Here is a 13,547-nt window from a genome sequence, read left to right on the forward strand (position 1 = left end):
GTTGGAACCTGCGGGCAAGATAGTGGCAGCCCGCCTGTGCCTCAATGCCGGGCGCGGCGCCATCACGGCCTGTTGAGGTCGGCGTGGCTTTTGGGTGACAGCCCCAGGACCGGGATGTGAAAGGTGAAACTGGTTCCTTGCGATGTGTCCCACGATAAAAATCAGAGCGCGATGGCGTCGATCGCTGTCGCAAGCGCGATGTCGCGTTCTGTCAGGCCTCCCGCATCATGAGTCGAAAGCGCGATCTCCACCCGATTGTAGCCGTTCGACCAGTCCGGGTGGTGTCCGGCCTTCTCGGCCGCCAGCGCCACCCGCGTCATGAAGGCGAAAGCTTCGGAGAAATCCTTGAAGCGGAACTGGCGGCGGATGGCCTTGGCCGCCCCGTCATAGGTCCAGCCGGAGAGGGGTGCGAGCGCCACCTCGCGGGCGGCATCGTCGAGCAATGAAGCCATGGACATCCTCCGTGTGGCCTAGGGTGTTTTCAGCAAATGGCTGTCCCGGAGCGGGAAAGCTCTGGCGCAGAACCAATTTGGGCTCCGGCGGTTCCGGCGGCACACGTCATTCATTAAGGTCAAATTCACCTTGGCGGATGGATTCGACTGCCGGCCCACTGTGTTATGCCGCTGGCAAGACCATCTTAACCGCATCTGCGCTTAGCTGGACACCCAAGCGAGGGCCCGTAGTGAAAGCGTATGCCCGTCCATTGCCGAAGGCGCGGCCACGCCGCGCGCCTTTCGCACGCCAGTGCCCAGGACGGTCCCACGTTTTCTCGTCCGCTGCCGCACCATCCGCCAGACGAAAGGGCAGGCTCGATGTTTGAACCCGCCCATAAGACCATGCCGGCGGTCGACTACGTCTCGATGATCCGCTCGCTCTATGCCGACCGGGCATCGATGATGCTGGGCGCCTTCGGCTCGGCCGTGGGTGCGGCGGCAGCCGGCATCAAGGCAGGCTCGCTCGTGCTCGGCATCATTGCGGTGCTGTTCGTCGCCGTCGGAGTGCTGCGCAACATCGACATGCGTGCCTTCAATGCGGTCGAACTCGCCGACGACGACGTCGAGACCGCCAGTCAGTGGGAGATCCGCTCGACCGTCGGGGCGGCTGCCATCGCTCTCCTCTATGGAGTCTGGTGCGCGGTCAGCTTCTGGGTCAATGATCCGTTCGCCGAGCTCGCCGCAGCCACGGTTTCGATCGCGGTGCTGATCGGCGTCTCGCAGCGCAACTTTGCCATCGACCGCCTGATGACGGTGCAGGTGCTGCTCATCGGCGTACCGCTACTCCTCAGCGTCCTGCTCGTCGGCAACATCTATTACGCCATACTCGGCCTGCTGCTGCTGCCGTTCTTCGTCAGTCTTAGACGTATCGCCGGCGCCGCCCGCACCATTCTGCTGCGCGCCGTGCATGGGCGCATCGAGGCGGCCGCGCTCGCCACCCAGCTCGACACCGCCCTCGACACCCTCGAACATGGCCTGTTGATGCTCGATGCCAATGGCGTCATCGAGGTCACCAACGACCGCGCCCTCGTCGCCTTCGGGGAGGCTGAGCACACCGACTGGGTCGGCCGCCCGTTCAGCGTGCTGATCGAGGAAGCAGTGGCCCAAGGGGGGCTCGCCAGCACCGCCCGCGATCGGCTGATGGACCTCATCGCCAGCGAGACCGGCGGCAAGGTCCTGCTCGGCATCAAGGAGGGCCGTTATTTCGAGGTCACCGTCTCCTCGCGCAACCGACAGACGGTACTGCTTTTCGAGGATATCTCCGAGCGCATCGTGGCCGAGGAGCGCATCAACTTCATGGCCCGCTACGACGCGCTGACCGGCCTGCCCAACCGCGCCTATTTCTCAGACCAGGTGGAATCGGCGCTGACCGAGCGGCGGCGTAGCGGCGACGGCCGCGGCGCCGCGCTCTGGATCATCGACATCGACGATTTCAAGCACGTCAACGACACCATGGGGCATCTGGCCGGTGACCAGCTGCTGGCCGAGGTCGCCGCGCGCCTGCCCGCGGCCTTCGCGCCCGGCACGCTCTGCGCGCGCCTCGGGGGCGACGAGTTCATCGCCTTCCGCTCGCCGATCGATGCCAGCGAGGACGTACGCGAGGACGCCACCCGCGTGCTCGCCGCCATGAAGAAGAGCTTTGAGGTGATGGGCCACAAGCTCGGCACCAATGTCAGCATCGGCGCCGTCCTGACCGACGATCCCGACGATGATCTCGACACGCTAATGATCAAGGCGGACCTGGCGCTCTATTCGGCCAAGGCCGGCGGCAAGGGGCAGATCGTCGAGTTCCACGAGAGCATGGACACCGACTACCGGCTCCGCCAGCGGCTGAAGACCGACCTCAAGCATGCGATCGCCACCGGCGGGCTGCATCTGGTCTACCAACCCGTCGTTGACCTGCGCGAGAACCGCATTATCGGCTGCGAGGCGCTGGCGCGCTGGAATCATCCCGAACTCGGCAATATCCCTCCCTCGACCTTCATTCCCATTGCCGAAGAGACGGGGTTGATCTCCGATCTCACCCGCTTCGTCCTCGACATGGCGACGCGCGATTGCCGGTCCTGGCCCGGCGAGATCTCGGTGGCGGTCAACGTATCTGCACGCGATTTCCGCGCCAGCGATGTCGAGGGCATGATCAATACAGCGCTGGAAAACTCGCTTCTGCCGGCCAGGCGCCTCGAGATCGAGGTCACCGAGACCGCCGTCATTGAAGAGCGTGACGTGGTCAACTCGGTGCTGCTCTCGCTCTATACGCGCGGCATTGGCGTCGCCCTTGATGATTTCGGCACCGGCTATTCGTCGCTGAGCTATCTGCAGGCTCTGCCCCTGACCAAGCTCAAGATCGACCGCAGCTTCGTGATGGACATCGAGACCAACCCGCGCTCCATCCGGCTTCTGGCCAACGTCGCCCAGCTCGGCAAGGATCTCGACCTCGTCATCACGGCCGAAGGCATCGAGACCGAGGCGCAGCTCGACCTCATCATGGCCAAGACGCGCATTGACCACGTCCAGGGTTTCCTCTTCGGCGTGCCGTTGCCGACCGCCGATATCGTCCGGCTGATCGAACGCCACCAGGCGGCCCCTGAGGAGCCAGCCCGCCGCATGGTGGCCGACAGGCTGGGCTAGAGCGTTTTCAGCAAAAAGCCTATCCCGGACTTGATCCGGGATGGATACCACTTTTTGCGGTTCGAAAACGCGACAGTTCGATAATTTGGAGCGCCCGCCATAGCTCGATAATTCCCTGGCGATGGAAGCCGCGCCCAGCACGCGCTGGCGGGGGTGTCGAGGAATGCTCTGAGCTATACCGGTCCGCTTGGGGGCCGGGCTCGAGAATAGCTTTCGATCCCGGGACCGTACGTCAAGCAGCGCTCTCCACGCCGGCGTGGAACGTCGATTTACCATGCGGGTTAAGCATGAGAACTAATGCCACGTTCCCAAACTGTTAAGGGGTGTTAACTATTGCCTAGCGGTTTTCTCATCTGGGGCGGCAGATAATGCCCATCGATACTGATAGTGCAGCGGCAGTGAAGGCCGGACCGCCGTCGCGGTTTTCAGACACTTTGCTCGACATCCTCGAGAACGTCAGCTACGCGCGGGTTCACCCCGAAATCATCGACGACCCCGTCTATCGCCTGCGCTACCTCGCCTATACGCGCGAAGGCTTCATGGATCACAACCCGGAAGAGATCTGCATCGACGACCTCGACAAGACCGCCAACGTCATGTGCTTCGGCATCTATATCGAGGACGAGTTGGTCAGCTCCATTCGCCTGCACCACGTCACCGCCAGGCACCGGCAGTCGCCCAGCATGAAGGTCTATCCGGAAGTGCTCAACCCCATGCTCGATAGGGGCATGTCCTTCATCGACCCCAGCCGCTTCACGGCCGACCACGAAGCCTCGCTCGCCTATCCGGCACTGCCCTTCCTCACCCTGCGGATCGCGGCCATGGCCTCGGTGTACTTCGAAGCCGACCTTTGCCTGGCGCTGGTCAGGCCCGAACACGCGGCTTTTTACCGGCGAGTGTTCGGTTCCGAGCAGATCGCAGGCGTGCGGACCTACCCGGGCCTGCACTTTCCAGTGGGGCTCTACGGCGCTCAGGTGGACACGATCCGCGCCCGCGTCGCTCAGCGTTTTCCGTTCTTCCTGTCGACCTACGAGGAGCGGCACCAGCTCTTCTCGTCCGCACTCAACGGCTCCGGCGAGCGGGTCATGGCCTCGGCCCGCACCGCCTATGAGCGAGCGCGCGAAGCATTGGAGAACGGCGCCGCCTCGTAGAGAACGCGATGCGGTTTGATGAGCTTTAGCTTCCACTCGACTTCGGTTCCATCCGCGGCAACCCGAAGTCCGCGTCCTGCTGCGCCTCAATGCTGTCGAGCGGCGCCGAGAGGATCCATCTTATGCCGTCGGCTCGGTAGTCTATCCTTCCCGTGCCGGCGATGGCCGAAGGCGTCACCCTCTCCAGCACCACCGTACCGAAGCCGTTGCTCTTGGCCTCACCAAGCGCAGGGCCGGAGACGCTCTCGGTCCAGGTGAGGATGAACTGGCGCTCTGGACCGATCGACCAGGAGACGTCGATGGTGCCGCCCGGGGGGGCGAGCGCGCCGTATTTGGCGGCGTTGGTGGCCAGCTCGTGGAAGGCCATGCCGATATACTGCAGGGCCATGGGCTGCAGCACGATGGTGGGGCCGGCAAGACGCACGCGCTCCTGGCTGGCGAAGATCTCGAGGTGGGCGAGCAGCAGTTCGAAGAGCGTCGCCCCGCGCCACTCGCCCTTGACCAGAAGATCGTGCGAGCGCGCCAGCGCCATGATGCGCTCGCGCACCTGCACCTCGAACTCGGCAGGGTCCGAGGCCCGGCTGCGCGTCTCGCGGACCATCGACAGGATCACGGCGAACTGGTTCTTGACCCTGTGGTTGACCTCGCGCATCAGCGCGTGGATGAGCTGCTCGCTCTCTTTCTGCTGGGTGATGTCGCGAGCGATCTTGGAAACGCCGATAATGGAACCGTCGTTCGCGCGGATCGGCGAGATGGTGAGCGACACCGGCATACGTCTTCCATCCCGGTGAACCCTGACCGTCTCGAAATGATCGACAACCTCGCCGGCGCGGATGCGCCGCAGGATCTCGACCTCCTCGTGCTGGCGCTCGGGCGGAATGAGAATGGTGATCGGCTGGCCGACGATCTCCTCGGGACTGTAGCCGAAGACCCGTTGGGCGCTCTCGTTCCAGGTCTGCACGATTCCGCCGAGATCCTTGGAGACGATCGCGTCGTGCGATGAGGCTACGATCGCGGCCAGATGATGCTGGGCCTGCTGCGCGGCCTCAGTGCTGCTGGTCTCGATCAGCACGTTGACGGCCCCGGCGACCCCTCCGGCGTCATCTCGCAAGGGCGTGACGAATGCCAGGAACGGCACCTGCTGACCGTCGGGCCGTTCGGCGATCGCCTCCACCCCGTGGATCGGCCGACCTTCGCGAATGGCAAGCGCCATTGCGCTGTCATCTGGCGGCATTGTGCGGCCATTCGGGTGACGCAGCCGCCGGAAGCCGGACCACCGCATCGCGTCAAGCTCCGTTGCGCCGCCCCAGAGCTCGCGAGCGGCTGCGTTGAAAGCCAGGATCCTGCCCTCGCGGTCGGTGGTATAGACCGGAATCGGCAGGGCCTCGAGCACTGCATCGCTCGTCCACACCTGCGACCAGTACGACGTCTGCGCAACTGCGATCATCGGCGCTCGGCGGTGGCTGATGACGGGGAGACTGGCCGCATCAGGCGGGCGAAGGAACTGTCCATCCAGAAAACCTCTTGCAGGCTCGATAGTTAACTCGAAAACCTCACGCTGGTTCCCCTATGTTGGTTGAGCGCGGGCCCAACGGCAAGAGGCTTGGCCACGGCGCCCGCTCTAGCGGAACCTCCACGGCCGATCGGCCGTTGTCGGGCCATTGGAGGCATGAACATGGCTGACCCTGCGCCCGCGACGACCGGTTTCCTTGGCGTCTTCTTCACCCTCATCCTGGCGATTTGCCTCGTGGCCGTCGGGTTTGCCGGCTTTGTCGTCTGGCGGGGTCAATCGGTCGAGGCGATCGGTGCCGCCGATCAAGCCGGCGTCTCCGACGACCAGCAGGGCGCGGGCGCGCTGCGGCCGGTCGAAGAGGCGCCATCGCAGCAGCAGTGAGATCCCGGCTATTTCGACAGGAGGTTCGGGCCGGCGGACCGGGTCGAAACGATGGCGCTTTGCGCCGCACTGTCGTCGGCCGTCACGATCGGCGCCCAGAGGCGGGCGACGAGGAAGCCGGGCGCGTCCCCCAGAGTGCATTTGATGTGCATCTCGCCATCCGTCGTGATCCAGATATCGTCGCGTTCCCACCGCGCCTTGCGCCATACGCCGTCATCGCACCAGAGCATGATCTCGGTGTCGTCCCTGGGTGCCGTGTCGATCCCTTTCTCGTCGAGCATTCGCGTTCCTCCGCCTGCGGCGGGGCATCCGGCCCCGCCCGAAGGACAGTAAGCCCCAGCCGGCCATATGGTTGCCGCGCTTTGGCCCAAGCGCGATCACATTTACGCCGCACCCGGGCGCGTCGCACTCAATATCGATCAAAGGGGGGTGGTGCCGCATGCCGGACTCGAACCAGCGACCCCATCATTACGAATGACGTGCTCTACCAACTGAGCTAATGCGGCGTCGGGCACGCGGATTGGGTCGTGCCGTGGCGGCCTTTTACTCAGCCTTCTGCCGGGGTGCAAGGGGCAAGGTGGCGCCTGGGTCGCCGGCGGCGACAGGAAGCTCGGGTTTGTCGACCGGTTCCGGCCGTACGCCGGTCGACGACGGGACCGCCACGGCGCTGACCGGAACCTTCCATTCGAAGGCGTCGAGCCTGCCGGTGACAGGGGAGACCGGTTCCCATTCGTCGCTGACGATGCCGTCGGCCGTCCAGACCGGATCGCGCGGCGCGCGCACGGCCCGGGCGAGCCACTCGCGTGCCTTGCCCTGGTCTCCCGTCTCGCCCTCCTCGATCTCGGCCATCAGGCTCGCAACCCCTTCGGTCGGCTCGGCGATATAGGAGGCCAGTGCGTCGCGGGCCGTGGCCCAGTCATAGGCATCGACCGCGGCGCGGGCGACGACCATGGCGGCCGCCCGCGTCGCCGGCGGAATGTCGATGAGCTCGCGCACGCGCTTCAAGCGTTCGACCGCCGAGGCGCCCGGCTGGGCGTTGGCATAAAGGGTCGCCGCGTGCGGATGGCCCGTGGCGCGCCAGATGCGGCGCATCAGGCTCATGGCCTTGCGCGTCTCGCCACGATTGGAGTGGATGCGCGCGGCAATAAGCGCGGCCGGCACGAAATCGGGCAGGAGCTTGAGGGCCGTCAGCGCGTGATCGAGGGCCGCGAGCGGATCGGTCGTTTCCGCTTCGCGGGCACGGGCGGTTTCGATTACCGCTTGCCTGCGCCGTTTTGCGGCGCGTTCGGCGCGGGTGCGCGCGGGCTGATCGTTGACCATGGCAACGGCCTGCGCCCAGGCACCGCGCTTGACGAAATCGTTGAACACCGCCGCGCTCGCCCAGCGGGCGCCGGGTTCGAGCGTGATGGCCTTGCGCGCAAAGGTCAGCGCCGCATCCGGCCGGTTCTGGGTCCGCGCTTGATCGTAGAGCCCGGCGAGCGCGGCCATTGCCGTGCGCTCGTGGCCGATCAGCGTCCGGTAGTGCTCGCGTGCCGCGCTCATGTCGCCGACCGCGAGATCGGCACGCGCCTCCAGCAACCGCGCAGCCGGGTTGTCCGGCAAGCGGGCCCGAGCATCGCGCGCCAACGCCCGGGCGCGCGAGGGATCGCCTGCCTCGAGCGCGATGAAGGCATCTGAAAGCGCCTCGATTCCGGCCTCTCGCCGCCGCTCGCGCGCCCTGCGCGCAAGGATACGGGGCGTCGCCAGCAGCCGGCGCACCATAGCCCAGACGAGGATGATGGCAATGACGGCGGCGATGACGAGGAAAATGACAGTGCCGATCTCGGGCTGCATGCGCCAGCCGGCCACCTCGAGCGTCAGCGTACCGGAAAGCGATGCGATCCAGGCGATAAGGGCGGTGACGGCAAGGCTGGCGATGATCCAGGAGGCGAGACGAATCACGAAGCGCTCTCCTCGGCGAGCGCCAGCGCCTCGCGGCGTGCAGCTTCGAGCAGGCGCGCCGCGTCGGCGCGCAGCGCTACCATGCGTGGCACGTCGCCCGCCGCCTGCACCATCGGTTCGGGCAATGTGGCGACCAGTTCGTCGGCGGCGATGAAGTCGCCCCGGGAGATCGCCGCCTCGAGCCGCCCGGCAAGCGCCTCGGGACTGTTGCCGGCAACGTCTCCCACGGGACGCAGGGCAAGCGCCGAGCGAAACCAGTCGAGCGTTGTCTCCTGCCAGTCGGCGCCGGGATCGGACGGGCGGCCGGCCAGCACCGCCGGCAGCACCGCGGCATAAGCCCTCTCGATTGTTTCGGCTCGTGGCAGTCCGGTGCCGGCGGCATCGAGGAGCGTCTGTGGCACGTCGGTTTCCGGGGCCGCTCGGGTGAGGGCATCGATCTCGGCCGAGTAGGGGCGGCCGCCGGCAAAGGCAGTCTCCAGGGCCGAGAGCACCAGCGGCAGGCGTACCGCCTCGCCGAGATCCAGTGGCTGCGCGGCGACGGTCGCCTGCGTGGTGCTGAGCGTCTCGCCGAGCTCGGTGAGTTCGGCCTCCTGCGCCCCGAGCCGCGTTTCAAGCGTCGCAACCTGCGTGGCGAGCGTGTCGAGCGATCCCCGCAGCGCCGCCAGCCCCTCCGTGTCACCGCCTTCGGCGGGCACCTCAAGCGCGTCGAGGCGCCCCGAGAGCGCCGCGATCTGCTCCTCGATCGCCGAGAGATCGGGGGAAGGAGCCGTCCCTTCTGCGGTGGCCGCGCTCGTCGCCGCTGCATCGGGAACCGGCCGGCTCTCGAGCGCCGCGATGCGCTCGTCGAGCCCGTCGATGCCGGCGGCGGTCTCGGCAATGGCCGTCTGCAAGTCCGGTACACCGGTGATCATCTGGCGGATCTGCGGCAGGCTGCGGGCGAGTTCGGCAAGACGCGGATCCATCGACGTCGCCGGCCACAGGCCTGCCCAGGCCAGCGCATAGGCGGCCGCAAGCCCCAGGACTCCACCGCCGACGATGCCGAGCGCGATGGCACCGCCGTTTGCGCCGCCTTCCGACGCGGGCGGCGGGGCGACGGCGGCCTTGGGTGCGTCCGTGGCTTTCTCCTGCGGCTTGCTGGCCTCGGACTCTTTGGCTCGCGTCGGGCCGCTCGTTTGAGCCTTCGCCGTCTCGGCCTTTGCGGCGCCTTCGCGGGCGCTGAGATCGATCACCGGCGGCTTGACCGGTCCGCCTTTGTTGTCGGTCATCAAATCACCTCTTGGGTCCGATGGCATCATGCCCCGTTTTGCTCGCGGGCAAAAGCCAGGGCCAGCGCCATCATGGCACCGTCCTCGGGCTGGTCGGCAAGGCTGATGCGGGTGCAGTGGGCCGCCACCAGCGGCGCAGCGACGGTCTCTGAGAGGCAGAGCATTTCCACACCCGCGCGCATCTGTCGCGTCAGACCATCGCCGAGGCAGGAGAGGAACGTCTGGGCGGTGCGATTCGAATAGAAGAGGACGGCCGAGATCGCACCGGCCTCGAGCTCGCCGACCACTTCCTCGGGCAGGCGATCGACCGCCACCATGTCATAGATCGGCACCGTCTCGACGACGACGCCGTGATCGGCGACCGAGCGGGCGAGATCCCCCGAGCGGTGGCGACCGGCAGGATGGAAGACCTGCCCCGAAATGCCGGCGTGAATGATGAGTTCGGCAAGGTCGGCAAGCGTGCCCCCTGCATCGAACACTTTGGGGAACCCCAGAACCTCGGCCTCGACGGCGGTGCGCGTGCCTACCGCATAGACCGGCAAGTGCCGGTAGGCATCGACCGCACCGCGATCTGCAAGCGTCCTCAGCCCGTTGGTGCTGGTCAGCGTCAGCGCGGCGAAGCGTTCGGGCGGCGGCAGCGGAGTGGAGAGCGGCGTGCGCTTGAGGAGAGGCGCAGCAAGCGAATCGATATCGAGCGCGCGCAGCCGCGCCACCGTCAGCTGCGCGTCCGGCTCCGGCCGGGTCACCAGCATGCGCACGGGATGGTCCGTGGTCATGGCAGGCTCCAGCGGGAAAGGAAGTCGGGCCCGGCCGCCCTAAGGAGCTGACGGGCAAGCTCGGCACCGAGCCTTTCGCCGTCCTCGGCCCGGCCGCTGACCTCGGCCGCAAAGCGTTCGGCCCCATCGAGGCTGAGGATTTCGCCCTGGAGCACGATGCCCTCGCCCTCCATCCGCGAGAGGGCGCCGACGGGCGTACGACAGGAGCCGTCGAGCACGGCAAGCATCGCCCGCTCGGCCGTGACCGCCCGGGACGTCGGCAAGTGGTTGAGCGGCGCAACGAGGGCAGTCGCCCGGTCGTCGCCGGCTCGTACCGCAAGGCCGATGGCTCCCTGGGCGGGAGCCGGCATGAAGCTTTCAGCATCGAGGATCGCGGTTGCCCGACGGTCCTCACCCAGGCGCTTGAGGCCTGCGAGCGCAAGGAGCGTGGCATCGGCGACCCCATCGGCGAGCTTTTGCAGCCGCGTTTCGACGTTGCCGCGAAAGGGCACGATCATGAGGTCCGGGCGCAGGCGTTTGACCTGCGCGGCGCGGCGGATGGACGAGGTGCCGAAGCGTGCGCCCTCGGGGAGGTAGTCGATGCCCCTGGCCGTGAGCGAGATGAAAGCGTCGCGCACGTCCTCGCGTTCAAGGAATGCGGCGAGCGTCATCCCTTCCGGCAAGGTCGTCGCCATGTCCTTGGCCGAGTGCACGCCGATATCGACCTCGCCCTTGAGCAGCGCCTCGTCGATTTCCTTGGTAAAGAGGCCCTTGCCGCCGACTTCGGCGAGCGGCCGGTCCTTGAGTCGATCGGCGGTCGAAACGAAGCTGACGATGTCGATGGCCGTGGGATCGACGCCATGGGCCCGCGCCAGCAGATCGCGCGTTGCCTCGGCCTGGGCCAGCGCCAGCGGCGAGCCGCGGGTTCCGATACGAGCAAAGGGCGCTGGCGATTGCATAGGCGGCTGATCCTGGTGTAGGCGAAAGCGGTGGTTGTTTATGTCGTGGCCCCTTAACGGGAAACCGCGCCCGAGCGTTTCGGGAACCAGTTGGAGTTAGACCAGATCGCCGTGAGCGGGCAAGCGCAAGCCGTCATTCTGGGCATTGAAACCAGCTGCGACGAAACCGCCGCGGCCCTTGTCGCGCGCGATGCGTCCGGCAATGGCAAGATCCTCTCCAATGTCGTGCGCTCTCAGCTCGACGAGCATGCCGCCTTCGGCGGCGTGGTGCCCGAGCTTGCGGCGCGCGCCCATGTCGCCTTCCTCGACCATATCATCGAAGCAGCCTGCCGGCAGGCGGGTATCGGCCTCGCCGAGGTCGACGCCATCGCCGCGACCGCCGGACCGGGACTGATCGGCGGCGTGCTGGTGGGCTTGACCACCGCCAAGGCCATTGCCGCCGCGCTCGGCAAGCCCTTGATCGCCGTCAACCACCTGGAGGCCCATGCACTCACCGCCCGGCTGACCGACGGCGTCGCCTTTCCCTATCTGATGCTGCTGGTCTCGGGCGGGCACAGCCAGTTCGTGCTGGTGCGCGGCGTCGGCGACTACGCCCGCTGGGGCACGACCATCGACGATGCGCTGGGCGAAGCCTTCGACAAGACTGCCAAGCTCCTGAGCCTTGGCCATCCGGGCGGGCCTGCGCTCGAGGCGGCGGCGTCCCAGGGCAACCCGAGGCGCTTCCGGTTCCCGCGGCCTCTTCTGAGGGAAGAGCGGCTCGACTTTTCCTTTTCCGGCCTCAAGACTGCCGTGCGGCTCGAGGCCGAAGGGCTGGCGCCGCTCACCGACAAGGACGTTGCCGATATCGCCGCGAGCTTCCAGGCGACGGTCGCCGAGATCGTTGCCGTGCGCGCTCGCCAGGCACTCGAGCGTTTCGCCCGCGAGCTGCCCGGTCACCGGCCGCTTCTGGTCGTTGCCGGCGGTGTCGCCGCCAACCGCACCATCGGTGCGGGCCTGCAGCGGATCGCAGATGAAACCGGCGCCGAGCTCGTCGTGCCGCCGCCCGCGCTCTGCACCGACAACGGCGCGATGGTCGCCTGGGCGGGGGCCGAGCGCCTGGCGCTGGGCGCTGCCGACGATCTCTCCTTCGCCGCCCGGGCGCGCTGGCCGCTCGATGATCCCGACATGAGGATCCTCCCCGATGCGGCTTGAGACCGTCACCGTCGTTGGCGGGGGCGCGTGGGGCAGCGCCCTCGCCCAGGCCGCCGCCACGGCCGGACGCCCGGTGACGCTCATCGCCCGCGACGAAAAGATCGTCGACGAGATCAATACCCGCCACACCAACACCCGCTATCTCGGCGGCCTCGCCCTCGATGTCCGAATCGTCGCCGAGTCGCTGTTCGTGCCCGCCGACATCGTGGTGATGGCGGTACCGGCGCAGGCGACGCGCCAGGCGCTGGCCGCCATCGACCCGGAATTCCTCGCCCGCCGCCCGGTGGTGCTGACCGCCAAGGGGCTGGAGACCGGAACCCTCGAACGCCAAAGCGAGATCCTCGGCGCCATGGCACCGCTTGCGGTGCCCTATGTGCTTTCCGGCCCGAGCTTTGCCGCAGACGTCGCCGCCGGGCGTCCGACCGCCGTCACCCTTGCAGGCGACGGGGCGAGCGACACTTCGGAACTCGCGGCCGCTCTCGCCGGCCCGAGCCTGCGGCCCTATGCAGCCGACGATCGCGTCGGGGTCGAGATCGCCGGTGCCCTGAAGAACGTCTATGCGCTTGCCTGCGGCGCCGTGGAAGGGGCCGGTCTCGGGTTCTCCGCCCGTTCGGCGCTGATGGCGCGCGCCTACGCCGAGATGGCCCGCATCGTCACCGCCATGGGCGGTTCGGCCACCACCCTCACCGGTCTTGCCGGCCTTGGCGACCTGACGCTCTCCTGCACCACTCCTCAGTCGCGCAACTATACGTTCGGCCTCGCCCTCGGGCGCGGCGAGAGCACGCAGGAGATCCTTGCCGGTGGCGCCGGGCTCGCCGAAGGGGTCGCGACCGCCCCGGTCGCGGCCGAGCTCGCCGAACGCTTCGAGGTCGATGCGCCCCTCGTTGCCGCGGTCAACCAGTTGCTGACCGGCGTCGCCTCGATTACCCATATTGTTGCCGGCCTCATGGCCCGGCCGCTGAAGAGAGAAAGCTAACCGCCATGCTCTATGCGCTCATCGCCGAAGACACGAACGATCCGCAAAAGCGGCTCGATGCCCGACCGGACCATTTGAAGCACCTCGACAGCCTCGGCGACCGTCTGGTGCTGGCGGGGCCGTTTCTCGACGAGAACGGCGGCATGACCGGCAGCTTCATGGTCATCGAGGCCGATGATCAGCAGCAGGCCGAGGCCTTCTATGCGCAGGACCCGTTCATGCAACGCGGCGTCTTTGCCACCTACACCATCCGGCCTTGGAAACTCACCATCAACAAGTCTGCGGGGCGCTGA

At 67.1% G+C, this 13,547-nt stretch carries 13 protein-coding genes and 1 tRNA gene; 6 read left to right on the forward strand and 8 right to left on the reverse strand.

Features of this window, described 5'->3' with window-relative positions:
* Window positions 1-161 precede the first annotated feature (161 nt).
* Window positions 162-452, reverse strand: a complete 291-nt coding sequence (locus QQK18_RS08410; RefSeq protein WP_284339861.1) for a 4a-hydroxytetrahydrobiopterin dehydratase — start codon at window positions 450-452, stop codon at window positions 162-164.
* A 360-nt stretch (window positions 453-812) separates the two neighbouring features.
* Here QQK18_RS08410 and QQK18_RS08415 point away from each other — a divergent pair, with 360 nt between their 5' ends.
* Window positions 813-3,122 carry a putative bifunctional diguanylate cyclase/phosphodiesterase gene (locus QQK18_RS08415; protein WP_284339862.1) on the forward strand — a complete coding sequence of 770 codons (2,310 nt, stop codon included), beginning with the start codon at window positions 813-815 and terminating at the stop codon, window positions 3,120-3,122.
* 368 nt (window positions 3,123-3,490) lie between these two features.
* Window positions 3,491-4,273, forward strand: a complete 783-nt coding sequence (locus QQK18_RS08420) for an N-acyl amino acid synthase FeeM domain-containing protein (RefSeq protein ID WP_284339863.1) — start codon at window positions 3,491-3,493, stop codon at window positions 4,271-4,273.
* Window positions 4,274-4,298: 25 nt separating this feature from the next.
* Here the strand turns inward: QQK18_RS08420 and QQK18_RS08425 are convergent, their stop codons facing one another.
* Window positions 4,299-5,720 (reverse strand): PAS domain S-box protein, encoded by a 1,422-nt coding sequence (locus QQK18_RS08425; protein ID WP_284339864.1) that lies wholly within the window; start codon window positions 5,718-5,720, stop codon window positions 4,299-4,301.
* Between the two features lie 228 nt (window positions 5,721-5,948).
* Between QQK18_RS08425 and QQK18_RS08430 the strand changes: the two genes are divergently transcribed.
* A complete protein-coding gene (locus QQK18_RS08430; RefSeq protein ID WP_284339865.1) occupies window positions 5,949-6,167 on the forward strand; it encodes a hypothetical protein in 219 nt (72 codons plus the stop codon).
* An 8-nt stretch (window positions 6,168-6,175) separates the two neighbouring features.
* Here the strand turns inward: QQK18_RS08430 and QQK18_RS08435 are convergent, their stop codons facing one another.
* From QQK18_RS08435 to hemC, 6 genes are all read right to left on the reverse strand, one after another.
* Window positions 6,176-6,448 carry a hypothetical protein gene (locus QQK18_RS08435; protein WP_284339866.1) on the reverse strand — a complete coding sequence of 91 codons (273 nt, stop codon included), beginning with the start codon at window positions 6,446-6,448 and terminating at the stop codon, window positions 6,176-6,178.
* A gap of 149 nt (window positions 6,449-6,597) precedes the next feature.
* Window positions 6,598-6,673 (reverse strand) — tRNA-Thr (locus tag QQK18_RS08440).
* A 37-nt stretch (window positions 6,674-6,710) separates the two neighbouring features.
* Complete coding sequence (locus tag QQK18_RS08445; RefSeq protein ID WP_284339867.1) at window positions 6,711-8,108, reverse strand: heme biosynthesis protein HemY; 1,398 nt, start codon at window positions 8,106-8,108, stop codon at window positions 6,711-6,713.
* Window positions 8,105-9,373: a COG4223 family protein gene (locus tag QQK18_RS08450; RefSeq protein ID WP_284339868.1), complete on the reverse strand. Its 1,269-nt coding sequence runs from the start codon at window positions 9,371-9,373 to the stop codon at window positions 8,105-8,107. The genes QQK18_RS08445 and QQK18_RS08450 overlap by 4 nt, the downstream gene beginning before the upstream one ends.
* A 26-nt stretch (window positions 9,374-9,399) precedes the next feature.
* Window positions 9,400-10,149 carry a uroporphyrinogen-III synthase gene (locus tag QQK18_RS08455; protein WP_284339869.1) on the reverse strand — a complete coding sequence of 250 codons (750 nt, stop codon included), beginning with the start codon at window positions 10,147-10,149 and terminating at the stop codon, window positions 9,400-9,402.
* Window positions 10,146-11,087, reverse strand: a complete 942-nt coding sequence (gene hemC / locus QQK18_RS08460) for a hydroxymethylbilane synthase (RefSeq protein WP_284339870.1) — start codon at window positions 11,085-11,087, stop codon at window positions 10,146-10,148. The genes QQK18_RS08455 and hemC overlap by 4 nt, the downstream gene beginning before the upstream one ends.
* A gap of 111 nt (window positions 11,088-11,198) precedes the next feature.
* Between hemC and tsaD the strand changes: the two genes are divergently transcribed.
* The 3 genes from tsaD to QQK18_RS08475 are packed head-to-tail and all read left to right on the forward strand — an operon-like array spanning window position 11,199 to window position 13,547.
* Window positions 11,199-12,278 (forward strand): tRNA (adenosine(37)-N6)-threonylcarbamoyltransferase complex transferase subunit TsaD, encoded by a 1,080-nt coding sequence (tsaD, locus tag QQK18_RS08465; RefSeq protein WP_284339871.1) that lies wholly within the window; start codon window positions 11,199-11,201, stop codon window positions 12,276-12,278.
* Window positions 12,268-13,254, forward strand: coding sequence for an NAD(P)H-dependent glycerol-3-phosphate dehydrogenase (locus QQK18_RS08470; RefSeq protein WP_284339872.1), 987 nt, complete (start codon window positions 12,268-12,270; stop codon window positions 13,252-13,254). Before tsaD ends, QQK18_RS08470 begins: the two co-directional genes overlap by 11 nt.
* A 5-nt stretch (window positions 13,255-13,259) precedes the next feature.
* Complete coding sequence (locus QQK18_RS08475; protein ID WP_284339873.1) at window positions 13,260-13,547, forward strand: YciI family protein; 288 nt, start codon at window positions 13,260-13,262, stop codon at window positions 13,545-13,547.

This window comes from Devosia nitrariae, from assembly GCF_030160115.1.
In the GTDB taxonomy this organism is placed as follows: domain Bacteria; phylum Pseudomonadota; class Alphaproteobacteria; order Rhizobiales; family Devosiaceae; genus Devosia; species Devosia nitrariae.

Bases quoted from the DNA above. Each gene is read 5' to 3' on its own strand.
- QQK18_RS08455 (WP_284339869.1), bottom strand. From the start codon at position 10,149: ATGACCACGGACCATCCCGTGCGCATGCTGGTGACCCGGCCGGAGCCG.
- QQK18_RS08430 (WP_284339865.1), top strand. From the start codon at position 5,949: ATGGCTGACCCTGCGCCCGCGACGACCGGTTTCCTTGGCGTCTTCTTC.
- QQK18_RS08410 (WP_284339861.1), bottom strand. From the start codon at position 452: ATGGCTTCATTGCTCGACGATGCCGCCCGCGAGGTGGCGCTCGCACCC.
- hemC (WP_284339870.1), bottom strand. From the start codon at position 11,087: ATGCAATCGCCAGCGCCCTTTGCTCGTATCGGAACCCGCGGCTCGCCG.
- QQK18_RS08415 (WP_284339862.1), top strand. From the start codon at position 813: ATGTTTGAACCCGCCCATAAGACCATGCCGGCGGTCGACTACGTCTCG.
- QQK18_RS08475 (WP_284339873.1), top strand. From the start codon at position 13,260: ATGCTCTATGCGCTCATCGCCGAAGACACGAACGATCCGCAAAAGCGG.
- QQK18_RS08450 (WP_284339868.1), bottom strand. From the start codon at position 9,373: ATGACCGACAACAAAGGCGGACCGGTCAAGCCGCCGGTGATCGATCTC.
- QQK18_RS08470 (WP_284339872.1), top strand. From the start codon at position 12,268: ATGCGGCTTGAGACCGTCACCGTCGTTGGCGGGGGCGCGTGGGGCAGC.
- QQK18_RS08425 (WP_284339864.1), bottom strand. From the start codon at position 5,720: ATGATCGCAGTTGCGCAGACGTCGTACTGGTCGCAGGTGTGGACGAGC.
- QQK18_RS08435 (WP_284339866.1), bottom strand. From the start codon at position 6,448: ATGCTCGACGAGAAAGGGATCGACACGGCACCCAGGGACGACACCGAG.
- QQK18_RS08420 (WP_284339863.1), top strand. From the start codon at position 3,491: ATGCCCATCGATACTGATAGTGCAGCGGCAGTGAAGGCCGGACCGCCG.